We start from the raw sequence: 16464 nt of genomic DNA on the forward strand, positions 1-16464 counted from the left end.
TGTGGCCAACTGGCCTGCGACGATGCCGTCATGACGCAGATCATCAAGGGGGGCAATCTGCCCATGTCCGGCGAGCCCATGCGGGTCGCCGTGGTCCGTCGCGCGGCCGGGCCGGGTGTGCCCGAGATCGACCCGGCGGCACTGCTGCTCGACGACAGCGGAAAGGTGAGGGGCCGCAGCGACCTGATCTTCTACAACCAGCGCTCGCACGCGACCAGCGCCGTGGAGCTCCTGGGCAACGCCCGGAGCGAGGACGGGCGGATGGCGGACTGGCTGGAGATCGACCCGGGCCGGGTCGAGGCGGAGGTGGAGCGCATCGTCATCGCGGCCTCCTCCGAGGGTGCGACCTTCGGTGAGATACCGGGGCTGTACCTGGAGGCGGTCAGCGCGGTGACGGGACGGAGGCTGGTGGTGTACTCGGTCGACGACGACGCGGCGACCGAAACGGCTTACGTGCTGGGTGAGTTCTACCGCCGCGACGGGGGCTGGAAGTTCCGCGCGGTCGGGCAGGGCTACGACTCCGGGCTTCCGGGGCTGGCCGAGGACTACGGGTTCACGGTGGAGGACGAGGCGGAGGCCGAGGCGGAGGAGCCGGATGCCGGTCCGCCGCCCGCACCCGCGCTGCCCGAGGCTCCGCCGCCCGCCCCGCCGCTCCCGGCGACAGCGGCTCCGGCGGGGGCGGTTGCGGCTCCTGCGGTGTCCGTCCCGGCCGAGGGCGGGGCTGCGGCCGCCACGGCCTCCTCCGGCGTACCCGCCGGCGTCCCCGTCTCCAAGTCCGGTGCCCCGCTGCTCGGCACCATCACCCGGCGGATCAACAGCCTCCCGACCGACTTCGGTCCGGACTTCCCCGTCTTCACCCAGGAGGGCAGGGGGGAGGAGGTCGTCCGGGTGGAGGCGGCCACGGCGGCCGGCTTCGCGGTGGTCGACCTGGTCCGCCTGGGGGACGGCTTCGTGGAGGTCCACGCGTTGAACCACCGCAACCGCGAGAAGACCCCCTCCGCCCTCAGCGGCTGGAACGAGGACTTCACCGGGCGCGGGATCGTGGACCACGAGGGGAACGGACCGCTGCGGCTGCGCGTGAAGGCGCGGGGCGAGTGGAAGATCACCGTCAGCCCGGTCTCGGTGCTGCGGGACGCCTCCGAGCGCGTCGAGGGCGTCGGTTCCGACGTCCTGGCCTACTCGGGGCCCGCCGTCGACCTCGCCGTCAGGTACCGCAACAGCAAGGACGACGCCTGGTTCGAGCTGGAGTCCCTCCGGCGCAGCGCCTCGCGCCGCACCCTGCACAGCGGTGACAGGTGGCCGGGGCGGAGCACGGTGGCGCTGACGCGCGGGGCGCGGCTGCTGATCGTCCGGTACGACAGCGCCTGGTCCCTCACCCCCCGCAAGGTCACCCCGCACCCCAACCGGCGGGAGGGCGAGGTCCCGCCCTTCTGGCGGCGCCTGCGCTGACCCGCACGCCCTGCGGGGTCCTCAGCGCGCGCCCACCGCCGTGACGAGCTCCTCCGGCAGGCCCAGCAGGCGCAGGGCGTCCGGTACGGAGGGGCCCAGGGCGGACACCGCCGCGGCCACGCTGTCGTAGTAGGTCCGGGCCGCGGCGCTGTCGCCGCGGGCCTCGGCGGTCCGGCCGAGGCCGCCGAGGCAGCGCAGCCGGTTGCCGAGGCTCTTGACCCAGTGGGGGTCGATCCGGTCGAGGGCGTCCGCGTAGAGCCGCTCCGCCTCCTGCGGACGTCCCTCCAGCAGGGCGATGTCGCCGAGGCCGCGCAGGGCGGCGGCGAGGGCCGCGGGGCCGCCGTTGCCGCGGGCCAGGGCGGCGGCCCGGGCGTAGTCCTCGCGGGCCGCGGCGGGGTCGTGGGGCAGGTGGTGGTCGCCGCGGTTGACCAGGAGGTCGGCGGAGTCCTCCACGGCGCCGAGTTCCGCGGTGAGCGCGAGGGCGCGGTCGGTCAGCCCGATGGCCCGTACGCGGTCGGCGCGGGCGGCGGCGAGGCCCGCGAGGGCGTCGAGGGCCAGCGCGGTGCCCCAGCGGTCGCCGAGCTCGCGGAACCGGCCGGCGGCCGCGTCGAAGGCCCGTTCGGCGCCGTCGGTGTCGCCCTCGCCGAGGGTCGCGTACCCGGACACGTACCGGGCCGCCGCGCGCGCCCACGGGTCGGGGCAGTCGTGCTGGGAGGAGACGAGCGCGAACGCGTCCCGGGCGTGCCGGGTGTCCGGTCCGTCGGTCTCCCCGGCGGTCCGCATCATCCACAGGAAGGGGACCACCGGGTAGCGGCCCGGGCGGTCTCCCGGCCAGGCGGCGGCCAGTGCCCGGAGGGCCGCCGTGCGGTGGCGCTGCCAGAGGGGCCGGCCCGCCGCGGTGGATGCGGCGAGCAGGACGCAGGCGGCGTACTCCTCGCCGAGGTCCTCCCCCACGACGCGGGCGGGTCCGTCGCCGTCCGCCGCGAGCAGGGCGAGCGCGTGCGGGGCCGCGGCGGCGGACGCGCCGCGGATCCACAGCGACGTCGAGGCGGCGGCGAGCAGTTCCAGGGCGGTGCGGGTCTCGCGCGCGCCGACCGCCCAGCGCAGCGCCGTCAGCAGGTTGTCGTGCTCGGCCGCGAGGCGGGGCAGCCATTCCAGCTGCTCGGCCCGCAGCAGGTGCGGGCCGGCGCGGCGGTGCAGCTCCAGCAGGTGCCGGGCGTGGCCGCGGCGGGTGGCCTCGCCCTCGCCCGCCTCCTCCAGACGTTCGGTGCCGTACGCGCGGATCGTCTCCAGCATCCGGTAGCGTCCGGCGCCCACGGCCTCCACGAGGGACTTGTCGGCCAGCGAGTCCAGGGTGTCGGCGTCCGTGCCGCACACCTCCAGCGCGCTGTTCCCTCCGGCGCCGCCCGCGAAGACGGTGAAGCGGCGGGCGGCGCGCTGTTCGGCTTCCGACAGCAGCTCCCAGCTCCACGCCACCACCGAGCGCATCGTGCGGTGCCGTTCGGCGGAGGTGCGGCTGCCGCGGGCGGTGATGCCGAGGAGGTCGTCCAGCCGGCCGGCGAGGTCGTCCGGTTCCAGGGTGCGCAGGCGGGCCGCCGCGAGTTCGATGGCCAGGGGCAGGCCGTCGAGGGCGGCGCAGATCCGGCGTACGAGCTCGGGGTCGCCGGTGGGGCCCCGGCGTACGGCGCGTGCCCGGTCGGTGAACAGCCGTACCGCGGACGCCTCGTCCAGCGGTCTGACCTGCTGGACGTGTTCGCCGATGACCCCGAGGGGTTCGCGGCTCGTGGCCAGCACCCGCAGCCGGGGGCAGGCCGCGAGCAGGCGGGCCGCCAGGGCGGCGGCCTCGTCGACGACGTGCTCGCAGTTGTCCAGGACGAGCAGGAGCGGCCGGTCGGAGAGGGCCGCGGTCAAGCGGTCGAGCGCCGTGCGCGGCGGGCCGTCCCCCATCTGGAGGCCGTTCTCGCGGAGGCCGAGGGCGGCCAGCACGCTCCGGGCGGCCTGCCCCGGCCGGGCGTCCGTCGAGGGCGGTGCGGGCGGGCCGCCGTCCCGGAGCGCCGCCAGTTCGACGAAGCAGACGTCGGCCGCGGCGGTGGTGCCCGCGACCTCCACCGCCAGGCGGGTCTTGCCGACACCGCCGGGACCGGCCAGGGTGACCAGCCGGGACTCCCGCAACAGGGCGACGGCCTCGGCCGCTTCCTCCTCGCGGCCCACGAAGGAGGTCAGCTGGGCGGGCGGTGCGGCAGCGGTGGGGGCGGGGGCGGTGTCGAGCAACTCGGCGTGCAGTGAGGCGAGTTCGGCGCAGGGGTCGGCGCCCAGCTCCTCGGACAGGTGCCGCCTGGTCTGCTCGAACACCACGAGGGCCTCGGCCGGCCGGCCCTGGGCGGACAGTGCGCGCATCAGCAGCCCGGACGGCCGTTCCCGCAGCGGGTGGCGGCCGACGAGCTCGCGCAACTCGGCTACGGCCCCGTGGTGTTCGCCGAGCCGCAGCTCGGCTTCGATCCGGTCCTCCAGGGCGGAGAGGCGGGCCTCCTCCAGCCGCGCCGCCGCGGCCCGGGCCGTTTCGCTTCCGTCGAGCCCGGCCAGGGCGGGGCCGCGCCACAGCTCCAGCGCCCGGCGCAGTACGGCTGCGGCCCGTGCGGGGTCGCCGTCCGCCAGCGCGGCGCGCCCTTCGGCGGCCAGCGCTTCGAACCGGGCCGCGTCCACCGCCTCTTCCGGCACCGTGATGCGGTAGCCCGTGCCGACCCGCTCGATGGGGGCCGCCCGCCCCAGGACGGTGCGCAGCCGGGAGACCTGCGACTGGAGGGCGTGCGCGGAGACGGCTCCGCCCGGTTCGATCTCCTCGGCCAGCCGCTCGGCCGGGACGACACCGCCCGGGCTGATCAGCAGCAGCGCGAGCAGGGCGCGTCGGGCGGGGCCGCCGAGCGGTACCTCGGTCCCGTCGTCGCGCCGTGCCTGGGTCTCACCGAGGATGCCGAACCACATGCCGGCGATTATCCCCCGGGCGGGGCGGGGGAGTTCAGCCGGTGGGGGCGAGGGGGCCGAGCCAGGTGCCGCCCGACACGTCGATGGTCTGGCCGGTGACCCAGCGTCCCTGGGGGCCGGCCAGGAAGCCCACCACGTCGGCGACGTCCTCCGGCTCGCCGATCCGTCCGAGCGCGGTGATCGCCTCCAGGCCCGCGACCACCTCCGGTATCGCGGTGTAGCCGACGGTCAGGTCGGTGCGTACGGCCCCGGGCGCGACCGTGTTCACGGTGATGCCCCGGGGGCCCAGCTCGTTGGCGAGGGAGGGGGCCATGGCCTCCAGGGCCGCCTTGCTGACGGTGTAGCCGATCTGGGTGGAGACCGCGAAGCGGCTGGCCGTCGACCCCATGTTGATGACGCGGCCGCCGTCGGTGAGCAGTGGCAGGGCACGCTGGACGACGAAGAAGGGGGTGCTCACGTTGACGGCCATCAGGGTGGCGAACTCCTCCTCGGTGACCTGCCCGATCGAGTTGCCGGAGATGATGCCGGCGTTGTTGACGAGGATGTCGAGGCCCTTGGCGCCGTACTCCGCCAGCCCCCGGGCCAGCCCCTCGAACAGCCGGTCCACGGCGCCGGCCTCGCCGAACCGGGCCCGGACGGCGAAGGCGCGGCCGCCGGCCTCCTCGATCCGCGCCACGGTCTCCCGGGCGGCGGTCCCGTTCGTTCCGTAGTGCACCGCCACCAGCGCTCCCTCGGCGGCCAGCCGCAGCGCGACGGCCCGTCCGATGCCGCGCGACCCGCCGGTCACCAGTGCGGTCTTGCCGGTCAGCTGCTCGCCCATGTCCGTGCTCCCCTGTCGTGCGTCCGCCCGGTGCCCCTCGGCGGGCCCGGTGACGTCACTCTCGGGGGGAGCGCTCACCGGCGGCTCACCGCGCGCTCACCGGCCGGGGGTTGTGCGTCCGGCCATCTTGGAGTTGCGGTAGGAGTAGCCGAAGTAGACGGCCAGGCCGATGAGGAACCAGACCACGAAGCGCAGCCACGTCTCCACGCGGAGGTAGGTGATGAGCCAGATCGACGCGACGACCCCGACGGCGGGGGTGAAGGGCATCAGCGGGGTGCGGAAGGTACGGGGCAGGTCGGGGCGCTTGTAGCGGAGCACGATGACCGAGGTGCACACGACGGCGAAGGCGAGCAGGATGCCGATGTTGGTGAGCTCCGCCGCCTCGCCGATCGGCACGAAGCCCGCGATGGCGGCCGAGGCCACGCCGACGATCCAGGTGACGCGGGTGGGGACGTGCCGGGTGGGGTGGGTCTTGGCGAACCAGCCGGGCAGCAGTCCGTCACGGCTCATGGAGAACCACACACGGGTCACGCCGAGCATGAAGGTGAACATGACGGTGAGGATGCCGATGATCGCCCCGACCGCGATGATGTCGGCGACGACGGGCAGCCCGGCCGCCTTGAAGGCGCTGGAGAAGCCGCTCTCCGGATCGATCTCGGTGTACTTCTGCATGCCCGTCAGGACCAGGCAGGCGAGGACGTACAGCACCATGGCGATGGCGAGGGAGTAGAGGATCGCGCGGGGCATGTGCCGCTGCGCGTCCTTGGACTCCTCCGCCGCCGTGCTCATGGCGTCGTAGCCGAAGACCGCGAAGAAGACGGTGGCGGCGCCGGTGAAGGCCCCGCCCACGCCGAAGGGGAAGAACGGCGTGTAGTTGTCGGACTTGACGTGGAAGAAGCCGACGACGACCACCAGCAGGACGACCAGCACCTTGAGGACGACCACGACCGTCTCGAAGCGGGCGGCGTTCTTGATGCCGAGGGTGAGCAGGTAGGCCGTGAACAGGCACAGGACGGCCGCGATGAGGTCGAAGCGGTGTCCTTCGCCGGTGCCGGGGGCGCCGAGCATCCAGGTGGGGAGGGAGGCGCCGGTCTCCTCCAGGAGGAAGTTGAAGTAGCCGGAGATGCCGATGGCGACGACCGCGACGATGGCCGTGTACTCCAGCAGGAGGTCCCAGCCGATGAACCAGCCGGCAAGCTCGCCGAGGACGGCGTACCCGTAGGTGTAGGCGGAGCCGGCCTTCGGGATCAGGCCGGCGAACTCGGCGTAGGAGAACGCGGCCGCGGCGCTGGCCACGCCGGCGATGAGGAAGGAGAGCAGCACCGCCGGTCCCGCGACGCCGTTGGCGACGGTCCCGGCAAGGGTGAAGATGCCGGCGCCGATGATGCCGCCGACGCCGATGGCGGTGAGCTGCCAGAGGCCGAGGGTGCGGACGAGCTGTTCGCTGGGCGCACCTTCGGGCTCTTCGATGTGCTCGATCGGCTTGCGGCGCAGTACGCCCTGCACTGACCACAGGCTGGCCATGCTCCGATCCTTTCGGCCGGGGGTGACGGGCGCACATCATCTCGGAAGGACCGACCTTGCGGAACTAGGCGCTCCGGTGGCGTGGGGCCGGCTGGCTCGAACCCGTGGCCGCTCCCTCGGACGGCCGGGGTGTCCGTCAGTTCCAGATCCGCAGTTTCTCCGGGTTGCGCACCGCCCAGATGCGGGTGATCCGGTCGCCCGTCAGGTCGAACGCGGCCACCGTGACGGTGGTGCCGCCGAACCGGGCCACCAGTCCGGGGGTGCCGTTGACCGACCGTTCCAGGAGGGTCATGCCGGGCGTGGACTTCCCGGCGGTCCCGGTGATGTAGTGGGCGATCCGCTCCGCGCCCACGACGGGGTGCAGCACGGCGCTGACCAGGCCGCCGCCGTCGGCGATCATCGCGGCGTCGGGGTCGAGGAGGCCGACGAGGGCCGCGACGTCCTTGGCCTCCCAGGCCCGCTTGAAGTCCCTGACGGCCCGGGCCCGGCCGGCGGGCGGGCCCGCGTGGGGGCGCCCGGTGCCGATGCGGCGGCGGGCCGATGACGCCAGTTGGCGGCAGGCCGCCGGGGAGCGGCCGACGATGTCGGCCACTTCGGCGAAGGGGTAGCGGAAGACGTCGTGGAGGATGAACGCGACCCTTTCCGCCGGGGTCATCGCTTCGAGCACGACGAGGAAGGCCATGTCGACCGACTCGTCGAGGGTGACCCGGTCGGCCGGGTCGGCGCCGGCGTCGCGGTGGGCGTCCATCCACTCCGTACGGTCGGGCAGCGGCTCCGGAACCCATTGGCCGACGTAGCTCTCGCGCCGGGCCCGGGCGGAGCCGAGCACGTCGAGGCAGACGCGGCTCGCCACGGTCGTCAGCCAGGCGCCGGGCGACTCGATGGCCTCCTGCTTCTGCCGCGGCATGGCGTACCAGCGGGTGTACGCCTCCTGTACGGCGTCCTCGGCCTCGGACAGGGAGCCGAGGAAGCGGTAGGCGAGGTTGGTCAGCCGGGTGCGCTCCCCCGTGATGTCACTCAGGCTCAGGTCTGTGGTCATGCCCTCGACGGCTCCCTCGTTCGACTTTCCGTTCGGAGGTCATCCTCGGCGAAACACCGAGGTGAGGGGCGGGTTGGTGCGTCACCTCACATCTGCGGCGGCTGCGTCGTCGTCATGACGAGACGGCGGGGCGATCCCGGAACACCGTCGGGAAACGGAGAGGGGCTCACCATGCCCGAGCAGACGTCGGCAGGGAAGTTCATGCGGATCGCGGCAGGCTTGCAGACCGCGGGCATCTTCTTCCAGGCGGTCACCGCGGGGATGCTGTTGTCGACGGAGTACGGGGAGGCGCTGCACGGGGCGGGGGCGCGGGGCATGTACGCCGCGTCGATGCTGTACGTACTGGCCGCCGTCCTGGGGTGGCGGCCCGGCGGCGGGTCGGTGAGACCGGTCCTGTACGCGGCCGGCATGCTGGCGCTGGCCTCGGTGCAGGTCGTCCTCGGCATCGCGCACGTGGCGTCCCTGCACGTCCCGCTGGGCGTGCTGATGTTCGGCCTGAGCGTCCTCCAGCTGGGACACGCGGTGCTGGGCGGCCGCCTCCGCGCTCCGGCGGCCGGAGCCGCCTGACCGCGGGGCGGCCGCCGCCCCGCGCGCTAGGACGCGGGGTGGGGTCCGGCGGTGGTCGTCCCGTCGCACATCGCTTCGCCGTACAGCTTGCGGAGGGCGTCGTCGATGGGGTGGGGCGGCCGGTCGCCGGTGGGGTCCGGTGCGCTCCAGCGCTGGAGGTTGACGGCCACGGACATCTGGCGCCTGCCGTCGGCGCGGGTCAGGGACATGGTTCCGGCTCCCCAGGCCGAGCCGTCGTGGCCCCAGAAGGTGCCGCAGCCCGGGACGGTGACCTTGTGGAGGCCCAGGCCGTACTGGACCGTCGTGCCGTCCAGCGCGCGGACCGGGACGGTGCGCTGCATCTGTTCCAGTGAGGAGCGGCTGACGATCCTGCCGTCGAGGAGCTCGGCGTAGAAGCGGTTGAGGTCCGCCATGGTCGACACCAGGGCGGCGCCCGTGCCGGCCCAGGACATGTCGTAGACGCTGTAGTCGCGCGGCGGGTCGAGCAGGCCGAACGCGGCCTCGTACATGCGGGGGTGGGGGCCTTCGATGTCCGGGCCGGAAGGGAACCCGGTGTTCCGCAGACCGGCGCGCCGGATGACGTTGCGGGTGATGTATTCCTCCGCGGGGGTGCCGGTGACCCGCTCCAGGAGCTCACCGAGCAGCAGGTAGTTGGTGTTGGAGTACACCCCCGTCGGGCCGCCGGGCTCGCCGGCGGGCGGTGCCGACAGGCCCAGTTCGATCAGTTCTGCCGGGCGGAAGCGCCGGAAGCGGTTGTCGTCGAGGCTGGCGGGCGAGCCGGCCTGGAGGGACGGGAAGGCGTAGGAGACGTAGTCGGGCAGGCCGCTGGTGTGGTTGAGGAGCATCCGCACGGTGATCTTCCTGCCGCGCTCTCCCGGCACCAGGTCGGGGAGGTGGTCGCCGATCGGCGCGTCGAGCCGGATCCGGCCCCGCTCGACCTGCTGCATGACGGCGGCGGCGGTGAAGGTCTTGGTGACGCTGCCGACGCGGTGGCGCATGTCCGGGGTGACGGGGCGTCCGGTCGTGACGTCGGCGACCCCGGAGGCGCCGCGCCAGGTCCGGCCGGCGACGCGTACCTCGCCGTGCACCCCGGGTATGCCCGCCCGGTGGACGGCGTCCATGGCCGCCCGCAGCTGCGCGGGGGTCGCGGGCGTGGTCCCGTGCGGGGCGGGCGTGGTCCCGTGCGGGGCGGGGGCCGCCACCGCGGGTACGGCGGTGGCAGCGGCGGTGGCGAGTGCGGCCGCGCCCGCGCACAGGGCGAGGCGGAGCTTCGGTCGGATCGGCATGGTGCTGTTCCTTTCGGGAGGCGGTGGGCGGTTCAGCCGCCGAGGGCGCGGCGCAGGACGGCGCCGAGTTCGGCGTTCTGGCGCTGGGAGACCTCGGCGGACAGGAGGGCCTGTGAACCGTGGAAGGCGCCGGGCCACTGGTGGATCTCGACCGGTACGCCCGCCCGGAGCAGGCGCAGCCCGTAGTCGAGGCCCTCGTCGCGGTTCGGGTCGAACTCCGCGGTGGAGATGTAGGCCGGGGGCAGGCCGGACAGGTCGGCCGCCCGGGCCGGTGCGGCGTACGGGGTCGCGGGCTGCCCGCCCAGGTAGTGCCGCCAGCCGGCGGTGGCCTTGTCGCGGTAGAACCAGGGCGTGTCGGTGAAGTTCCGGGCCGACCAGCTGTCCTGGCGGTCGTCCAGACCCGGCTGGTTGAGCAACTGGAAGCGGATCGCCGGTCCGTGGTGGTCACGGGCCCGCAGTGCGACCGCGGTCGCGAGGTTCGCGCCGGCGCTGTGGCCGCCGACCGCGATGCGGGCCGGGTCGATGCCGAGGCCTGCGGCGTTCCGCACGGTCCAGGCGAGGACGGCGTACGCGTCGTCCAGGGCGGCGGGGAAGGGGTGTTCGGGGGCGAGTCGGTAGTCCACCGAGATCACCACCGCTCCGGAGCCGGCGGCGATGCGGCTGGCCCAGGGGTGTTCCGTGTCGAGGTCGCCCATGGTGAATCCGCCGCCGTGCATCCACACGACGGCGCCCTCGGCTCCGTGCGGGCGGTAGACGCGTACGGGCACGTCGGGGCCGGCGGCGACGGTGCGGTCCTCAACCTCCATGTCCGCGGCGTCCGGTGCCGGTACGGCGGAGGCCAGTTCGGCGAAGCTCTTGCGGGCGGCCACCGGGTCGCTCAGGTCGGTCCGGGGGAAGAAGGGTACGAATGCTTCGAGTTCGGGGTCCATGGCGGACATCCTGACGGGGCCGGCGGGCCCGGGTCGTCCGCCGTCCGTCGGGGATCCCGGCCCGATCGCGCGCCGATCGGCGCCCCCGGCCGGCCGGTCGGGCCTTCTATGCTTGCGCCATGGAGGCACTCGCCGTACGGCTGTCGGGACTCGATCCGTACGTGGACGGGGCGCTCCGCATCGTCGCGTTCTACGACACGCTGATGCGCAGGCGGGTGGACCTGCCGGCGCTCGCCCGCGCCTCGGCGGGGCTGGCGGAGTGCGTCGCCGGGATCCGCCTGTACGGCACGGGGCGGACGATCCGGGTCTCGTCCGACGGCGGCGAGGCTTCGCAGGTGGCGCCGCCGGCGCCGGTGTCCGGCTCGGTGGCGGTCGTCCTCGACGAGGAGGAGATCGGCTCGGTGTGGCTGGAGCGGCCGGGCCCGGCCGGGCCGCTCGACGAGGTGCTGCTGGAGCGGCTCGCCATCGCCGTCGCGGCCGCCGTCGAACGGTACGGGCCGGCCCGGACCACGATGGCGGATCCGGCCCTCGTCGAGCTGGTGATCGGTGCCGGTACCGACGAGGCGGCCAGGGCCCGGGCGTTGCGGCTGCTGGGTTTCGCCGCCGGTCCGCCGGTCCGGGTCGCCGCCGTGCGGCCGGGGCGGCTGCCGCTCGACCGGGTGGGCGGGCTCGTCTGTCCGGGGCGGCCGGTGAAGGGGGCGGTGGTCGCCGGGGTCGGGGTCATCCTGGCCGCGGCCGTGGAGCCGGACCGGTTTCCGGAGGGCGCGTACGCGGGCATCGGCGCCGCCGAGAGGCCCGACGTGGCGTGGCGGGAGGCCCGTACCGCCCTGCGGTTCGCCACCGCGCGCGAACCCGTCGTCCGCTACGCCGAGCTGGGCGCGCTGGCGCTCCTGGCGGAGGTGCCGCGGGAGGTCCTGCGCGGCAACGCCGACGTCGCGGCGCTGGCCCGGCTGGCCGGCAGCCCGGAGGACCTGGAGACGCTGGACGCCTACTGCGCCACGGGGTCGCTGCGCCGGGCGGCCGACCTGCTCCACCTGCACCACAGCAGCGTGGCCCGCAGGATCGAGCAGATCGGCCGGATCCTGGACCTCGACCTGACGGGGGCTCCGGGGCTGGCCCGGGCCGGGCTGGCGCTGGCCGCGTGGCGGCTGCTGGAAGGGTGAGCGCGTGCGGGGTGCCGGCGCTCGCGCGAACGTCGGCACCCCGTCGGGGTCAGGGGCAGCCGGTGCCCGTCGCGGGGTTGGCGCAGACGTCGGTGCCGGGGCCGCCGTCGTTGGCGTTGGTGCCCGGGCCGCCGTCGAGGTTGTCGTTGCCGACATCGCCGAAGAGGAAGTCGTCGCCGTCTCCGCCGGTCACGGTGTCGTTGCCCGGATTGCCGTGCAGGACGTCGTTGCCCGTGCCGCCGGCGATCCGGTCCGCGCCGGCGCCGCCGGTGACGGAGTCGTCCCCGGGGCCGGCGCAGACGAGGTCGTCGCCGGCGGCGGCGTTGACGGTGTCGTTGCCGCGGCGGGCGAGGATGACGTCGCGGGCGGGGGTGCCGTTGATCAGGTCGTTGCCGGGTGTGCCGGTGATGGTCGGCTGCTCGCCGAAGCAGGTGGTCGCGTCGACGGTGGTGGTCTCCTGCGCGACGTCGTTGGCGGGGGACGGGTCGGAGACCGCGCCGGCCACGGCAGCCGTGTCGGTGACGACGTCCTCCGTCGTGGCCAGTGCGGTGATGGTCCGCGCGGCGCTCGCTCCGGCGGTGAGCGTGCCGATGTCACAGGTCACGACGTCCGGTGCGGACCCGGCCGCGGTGCACCCGGCGGAGGCGGAGACGAACTGGAGTCCGGCGGGCAGGGTGTCCTTGAGGACGACCCCCTCGGCGGTCTGCGGGCCGTTGTTGGACGCGGTGAGCGTGTACGTCACGTTCTGGCCCTCCACGACGGGGTCGGAGCCCGTGTCGGACTTCGTGACGGCGAGATCGGCGTCGGTCAGGGCGATGCGTCCGATGAAGCCGGCGGCCTCGGCGAACCAGATGTTGTCGTCCGGGCCCTTGGTGATGCCCCAGGGGCCGCGCTCCGAGGAGGGCAGGGGGAACTCGGCGATGACGCCGGCGGTGCTGATCCGCCCGATCTGCCCGCTGTTGCGTTCGGTGAACCACAGGCTGTCGTCCGGCCCGGCGACGATGTCCTGCGGCTGGGGAGCGGCGCCGTCCGACGGGACGTCGAACTGGGTGATCATGCCGGCCGGGGTGATCCGGCCGATCCGGTTGCCGCCGAACACGGTGAACCAGAGGTTCCCGTCGGGGCCGGTGGTGATGTCGGTCGGGCCCCCGCCGTCGGGGACCGGGAACTCGGTGACGACGCCGGACGGGGTCATGCGGCCGATCAGGTTGTCGCCGATCTCGGTGAACCAGAGGTTCCCGTCCGGCCCGGTGGTGATGTAGGACGGCTGGCCTGAGCCGGCGGGCAGGGGGAACTCGGTGAGGGCGCCGGTCGTGGTGATCCGGGCGATCCGGTGGGCGTTCTGCTCGGTGAACCACAGGGCGCCGTCCGGGCCCGCGGTGATGCCGGTGGGCTCGACGAACTGTTCGGGCAGGGGGTACACGGTGACCGTGCCGTCCATGGCGATCTTGCCGACCCTGGAGTCGAAGGTCTGCATGGTGAACCAGACGTTCCCGTCGGGTCCGGTGGTGATGTCGTGCACGGTGCTGAACGGGGGCGCGGAGTACTCGGCGATGAGGGTGCCCGTCGGGCTCATGCGGCCGATCTTGTCGGCGGCCGCCTCGGTGAACCACAGGTTGCCGTCCGGGCCGCTGGTGATGCCGACCGGGGTGCTCGGGTTGACGACGGGGTATTCGACGAGGTTCACGGCCGCCTGCACCTGGGGCGCGCCGGCGGCCAGGGGCAGGACGGCGGCGAGCAGGGCGCCGGAGAGCAGCGCCGCGAGGCGGCCGCGGCGGCGGGGTCGGGGCGGCCTGAGGGCCGCCGGTTCCGGCGCGTTGCGGGTGGGGGGCATGGCGGGCACCTTTCGGTCGAACGGGAACGCGCCCGTCGTACCAAGGCCTGATCGTTTCTGCGGATGCGGCGGTGCCCGCGGCGCGCCGGAGCTTCACCCGGACTCCACCCGAACGGAGCCACGGCGCTCCCGCCGGGCCGGGCGCCCGCCGGGTTCCTATGCTCGAAGGAGGACGGCCGAAGGCACCTTACGGACGAGGAGGCGGGTGGCATGACCGAGACGGCGGACGCGCGCGAGGCCGACCGTGTGCTCAAGGCGAAGCACCGGACGATGTGGGCGCTCGGCGATTACCCGGCGGTCGCCACACGGGTCGTGGCGGGGCTCGGGCCCGCGCTGGTGGAGGCCTGCGGGGTGAAGGACGGGGACCGGGTGCTGGACGTCGCCGCGGGGTCGGGCAACGCCGCGATCCCGGCCGCGCTGGCCGGCGGCGACGTGGTGGCCTCCGACCTCACGCCCGAACTGCTGGCCGTGGGGCGCAAGGAGGCCGAGGCGCGCGGTGCCGTGCTGAGCTGGCAGGAGGCGGACGCGGAGGCCCTGCCGTTCGAGGACGGGGCCTTCGACACGGTGATGTCCTGCGTCGGGGTCATGTTCGCCCCGCACCACCAGGCCACCGCCGACGAGCTGGTGCGGGTCTGCCGGCCCGGCGGCACGATCGGGCTGCTCAGCTGGACCCCGGAGGGCTTCATCGGGCAGATGTTCGCCACCATGAAGCCGTACGCGCCGCCGCCCCCGCCGGGAGCGCAGCCGCCGCCGCTGTGGGGCGAGGAGGAGCACGTACGGACGCTGCTGGGCGACCGCGTCACCGGCGTCGAGGCGCAGCGGCGGGCGCTCCGCGTGGACACGTTCCGGGAACCGGAGGACTTCAGGGAGTTCTTCAAGGCCGCCTACGGGCCGACGATCGCGGTCTACCGGAACATCGCCGACGATCCCGAACGGACCGCGGCCCTGGACGCTGCCCTCGCCGACCTGGCGGCCGGCGCGATGCGGGACGGGGCCATGGAGTGGGAGTACCTGCTGCTCACCGCGCGGCGCGCCACCGCCTGAGCGGGGTGGCCCCGGGCTGACGGGGGGCGCGCCGCCGACCGGCCCAATGCCGGTGTCCCGGTGGCCGGCGGGCGATCCTGCAGGCCAGGCGGTACGGCGCCGTCCGGCGGAAGGAGTCGCGGTGGCAGCAGCATCCCCCGAGGAGCGCCCGGTGCACGCGGGACACGCGGGAGGGTACGGCGAGGCGCTGTTCCGTCCCGAGGCGCCCGGTGAGGGCGAGCGCATCGACCACGCCGCCCTCGTCTACGACCCGCTCACCCGGCAGCGGCTGCGCGCGCTCGGCGTGGGTCCCGGCTGGCGCTGCCTGGAGGTGGGCGCGGGTACGGGCACGGTCGCCCGGTGGCTCGCCGAGGAGGCCGGCGTGGACGAGGTCGTCGCCCTGGACCGCGACACCAGCCGGCTGGCCCCGCTCGCGGGACCCCGGCTCCGGGTGCTCACCGACGACCTGACCCGGCTGGACGACGAGGCGGAGCTCGGCTCCTTCGACCTGGTCCACGCCCGGTTCGTCCTGATGCACCTCCCCGAGCGCCGGGCCCTCGTCGACCGGCTCGCGAAGCGCCTGCGGCCCGGCGGGTACCTCGTGCTCAGCGACGCGGCGGAGGTACCCGACCCCGCCGACGCGCGCTCCGCGTACCGGCGCACCCTGGACACCATGTGGCGCACGCTCGCGGAGACCATCGGCACCGACGTCGCGGCCGTGCTCGACTACCCGCACGTCCTGCGCGCCGCCGGTCTGGCCGAGGTCGCCGCCGAGCTGGTCTGCCCGCCCCTGACGCCGGGCACCCCGCTCGCCGCCTTCTGGCGCGAGACGTGGCAGCGGATGCGGACGGACCTGCTCGCGCCGGGCCGGCTCGAACCGGTCGTCTTCGACGAGGCCCTCGCCTACCTGGACTCCCCCGGCCTGGCCGAACTCGGCCCCGGCATGCTCACGGCCTGGGGCCGCCGCCCGGCTCCGCGCGCCTGACCGCCCGTACGGCGATGGTTTCCGGCCGTTCCCCGCCGCCCCGGGGGAACGGGCCGGCATCGGGGGCACCCGCGCAGACGGCGGCGGCGCGCCGCCCCGCGCGGAACCCGCGCCGGCACACAGGAACCGGAGGAACGATCATGCTGATCACGGTCACCCGCACCGGCGGCTTCACCGGAGCCGAGAAGCTCCGCGAGCTCGACACCACGGGCCGGCAGGACGCGGCACGGCTCGAGGAACTCGCCCACCGGGCCGTCTCGTCCGTGGCGGACGGCTACCACTACCGCATCACCGTCGACGGCGAGGTCCTCGACGTGGAGGACCCCTGCCTGTCCGACGACCAGCGGACGCTGATCCGTACCGTCCTCGGCGAAGGGGCCTGACCCCCGGCCGTCCGGCCACGGGCCGGCGGGCGGTGCGGTGCACGGCCCGCGGGCCCGGCCTGATCCGCAAGACACCACCTAGTGCTGTGGCCGGAAAGGTCCACCGGGTCGCGGCGCCCGGCACGGCACCTCGCCGCGTTGTCGGACCGCGCAAGTACGTCCAGTACGAGCCGCGGCCCTCCGCCTTGCGATGCACCGCACCGGACACCGCGACCCGGCAAGCCTTCCCGGCCACAGCACTAGTGGTGGGTCCAGGTGAACTTGCCGCCCCCGACCCAGCGGACCTCGTCGAGGTCGTCGAGGTCGTGGATGGTGATCCCCGCCTCCGCGGCGACCAGCAGCACGTCCGTCATCGACTGGGCCCGGCCGACGACCTCCCCGTCGAGCTCGATGATCCGGAAGGGCGGGGTACCGGGTTGGACGCCCAGGACGGTGATGCGCGCCGGGGAGAGGTGAGGTGTCAAGCCTTCGGTCATGGGG

Annotated in this window: 14 protein-coding genes; 6 read left to right on the forward strand and 8 right to left on the reverse strand. The window is 74.5% G+C overall.

Going from position 1 to position 16464, the window contains the following annotated elements:
* The first annotated feature begins 30 nt into the window (after positions 1–30).
* Complete coding sequence (locus ACZ518_RS36815) at positions 31–1449, forward strand: TerD family protein (protein ID WP_469117391.1); 1419 nt, start codon at positions 31–33, stop codon at positions 1447–1449.
* A 21-nt stretch (positions 1450–1470) separates the two neighbouring features.
* Here the strand turns inward: ACZ518_RS36815 and ACZ518_RS36820 are convergent, their stop codons facing one another.
* The 4 genes from ACZ518_RS36820 to sigJ all read right to left on the reverse strand — a co-directional run bounded on the left by ACZ518_RS36820 (position 1471) and on the right by sigJ (position 7814).
* Entirely contained in the window at positions 1471–4431 is a 2961-nt protein-coding gene (locus ACZ518_RS36820; protein ID WP_469117392.1) for a BTAD domain-containing putative transcriptional regulator, read from the reverse strand.
* A gap of 34 nt (positions 4432–4465) precedes the next feature.
* Positions 4466–5251, reverse strand: coding sequence for an SDR family oxidoreductase (locus tag ACZ518_RS36825; protein WP_469117393.1), 786 nt, complete (start codon positions 5249–5251; stop codon positions 4466–4468).
* A gap of 96 nt (positions 5252–5347) precedes the next feature.
* A complete protein-coding gene (locus tag ACZ518_RS36830) occupies positions 5348–6775 on the reverse strand; it encodes an amino acid permease (protein ID WP_469117394.1) in 1428 nt (475 codons plus the stop codon).
* A gap of 136 nt (positions 6776–6911) precedes the next feature.
* Complete coding sequence (gene sigJ, locus ACZ518_RS36835; RefSeq protein WP_469117395.1) at positions 6912–7814, reverse strand: RNA polymerase sigma factor SigJ; 903 nt, start codon at positions 7812–7814, stop codon at positions 6912–6914.
* 171 nt (positions 7815–7985) lie between these two features.
* On the opposite strand from sigJ, the gene ACZ518_RS36840 reads away from it, so the two are divergent.
* A complete protein-coding gene (locus tag ACZ518_RS36840) occupies positions 7986–8381 on the forward strand; it encodes a hypothetical protein (RefSeq protein WP_469117396.1) in 396 nt (131 codons plus the stop codon).
* A gap of 26 nt (positions 8382–8407) precedes the next feature.
* On the opposite strand, the gene ACZ518_RS36845 is transcribed toward ACZ518_RS36840, so the two are convergent.
* On the reverse strand, positions 8408–9502 hold the full coding sequence (locus ACZ518_RS36845) for a serine hydrolase domain-containing protein (RefSeq protein WP_469117421.1): 1095 nt from the start codon (positions 9500–9502) through the stop codon (positions 8408–8410).
* Between the two features lie 197 nt (positions 9503–9699).
* Positions 9700–10596 (reverse strand): alpha/beta hydrolase, encoded by an 897-nt coding sequence (locus ACZ518_RS36850; RefSeq protein WP_469117397.1) that lies wholly within the window; start codon positions 10594–10596, stop codon positions 9700–9702.
* A gap of 119 nt (positions 10597–10715) precedes the next feature.
* On the opposite strand from ACZ518_RS36850, the gene ACZ518_RS36855 reads away from it, so the two are divergent.
* Complete coding sequence (locus tag ACZ518_RS36855; RefSeq protein ID WP_469117398.1) at positions 10716–11759, forward strand: helix-turn-helix domain-containing protein; 1044 nt, start codon at positions 10716–10718, stop codon at positions 11757–11759.
* 49 nt (positions 11760–11808) lie between these two features.
* Here the strand turns inward: ACZ518_RS36855 and ACZ518_RS36860 are convergent, their stop codons facing one another.
* Positions 11809–13593, reverse strand: a complete 1785-nt coding sequence (locus tag ACZ518_RS36860) for a virginiamycin B lyase family protein (RefSeq protein ID WP_469117399.1) — start codon at positions 13591–13593, stop codon at positions 11809–11811.
* Between the two features lie 210 nt (positions 13594–13803).
* On the opposite strand from ACZ518_RS36860, the gene ACZ518_RS36865 reads away from it, so the two are divergent.
* The 3 genes from ACZ518_RS36865 to ACZ518_RS36875 all read left to right on the forward strand — a co-directional run bounded on the left by ACZ518_RS36865 (position 13804) and on the right by ACZ518_RS36875 (position 15984).
* Positions 13804–14637 (forward strand): class I SAM-dependent methyltransferase, encoded by an 834-nt coding sequence (locus ACZ518_RS36865; RefSeq protein WP_469117400.1) that lies wholly within the window; start codon positions 13804–13806, stop codon positions 14635–14637.
* A gap of 121 nt (positions 14638–14758) precedes the next feature.
* Positions 14759–15601, forward strand: coding sequence for a class I SAM-dependent methyltransferase (locus tag ACZ518_RS36870; RefSeq protein WP_469117401.1), 843 nt, complete (start codon positions 14759–14761; stop codon positions 15599–15601).
* Positions 15602–15741: 140 nt separating this feature from the next.
* The gene (locus tag ACZ518_RS36875; protein WP_469117402.1) at positions 15742–15984 is read left to right on the forward strand and encodes a protealysin inhibitor emfourin; all 243 of its coding nucleotides are present in this window, start codon (positions 15742–15744) and stop codon (positions 15982–15984) included.
* A gap of 239 nt (positions 15985–16223) precedes the next feature.
* On the opposite strand, the gene ACZ518_RS36880 is transcribed toward ACZ518_RS36875, so the two are convergent.
* Entirely contained in the window at positions 16224–16460 is a 237-nt protein-coding gene (locus ACZ518_RS36880) for a hypothetical protein (RefSeq protein WP_469117403.1), read from the reverse strand.
* Positions 16461–16464: the final 4 nt, after the last annotated feature.

The sequence above is a fragment of the Streptomyces sp. NPDC033966 genome (assembly GCF_055575955.1).

Bases quoted from the DNA above. Each gene is read 5' to 3' on its own strand.
- ACZ518_RS36880 (WP_469117403.1), bottom strand. From the start codon at position 16,460: ATGACCGAAGGCTTGACACCTCACCTCTCCCCGGCGCGCATCACCGTC.
- ACZ518_RS36815 (WP_469117391.1), top strand. From the start codon at position 31: ATGACGCAGATCATCAAGGGGGGCAATCTGCCCATGTCCGGCGAGCCC.
- ACZ518_RS36850 (WP_469117397.1), bottom strand. From the start codon at position 10,596: ATGGACCCCGAACTCGAAGCATTCGTACCCTTCTTCCCCCGGACCGAC.
- ACZ518_RS36855 (WP_469117398.1), top strand. From the start codon at position 10,716: ATGGAGGCACTCGCCGTACGGCTGTCGGGACTCGATCCGTACGTGGAC.
- sigJ (WP_469117395.1), bottom strand. From the start codon at position 7,814: ATGACCACAGACCTGAGCCTGAGTGACATCACGGGGGAGCGCACCCGG.
- ACZ518_RS36860 (WP_469117399.1), bottom strand. From the start codon at position 13,593: ATGCCCCCCACCCGCAACGCGCCGGAACCGGCGGCCCTCAGGCCGCCC.
- ACZ518_RS36820 (WP_469117392.1), bottom strand. From the start codon at position 4,431: ATGTGGTTCGGCATCCTCGGTGAGACCCAGGCACGGCGCGACGACGGG.
- ACZ518_RS36830 (WP_469117394.1), bottom strand. From the start codon at position 6,775: ATGGCCAGCCTGTGGTCAGTGCAGGGCGTACTGCGCCGCAAGCCGATC.
- ACZ518_RS36840 (WP_469117396.1), top strand. From the start codon at position 7,986: ATGCCCGAGCAGACGTCGGCAGGGAAGTTCATGCGGATCGCGGCAGGC.
- ACZ518_RS36865 (WP_469117400.1), top strand. From the start codon at position 13,804: ATGACCGAGACGGCGGACGCGCGCGAGGCCGACCGTGTGCTCAAGGCG.
- ACZ518_RS36845 (WP_469117421.1), bottom strand. From the start codon at position 9,502: ATGGACGCCGTCCACCGGGCGGGCATACCCGGGGTGCACGGCGAGGTA.
- ACZ518_RS36825 (WP_469117393.1), bottom strand. From the start codon at position 5,251: ATGGGCGAGCAGCTGACCGGCAAGACCGCACTGGTGACCGGCGGGTCG.
- ACZ518_RS36875 (WP_469117402.1), top strand. From the start codon at position 15,742: ATGCTGATCACGGTCACCCGCACCGGCGGCTTCACCGGAGCCGAGAAG.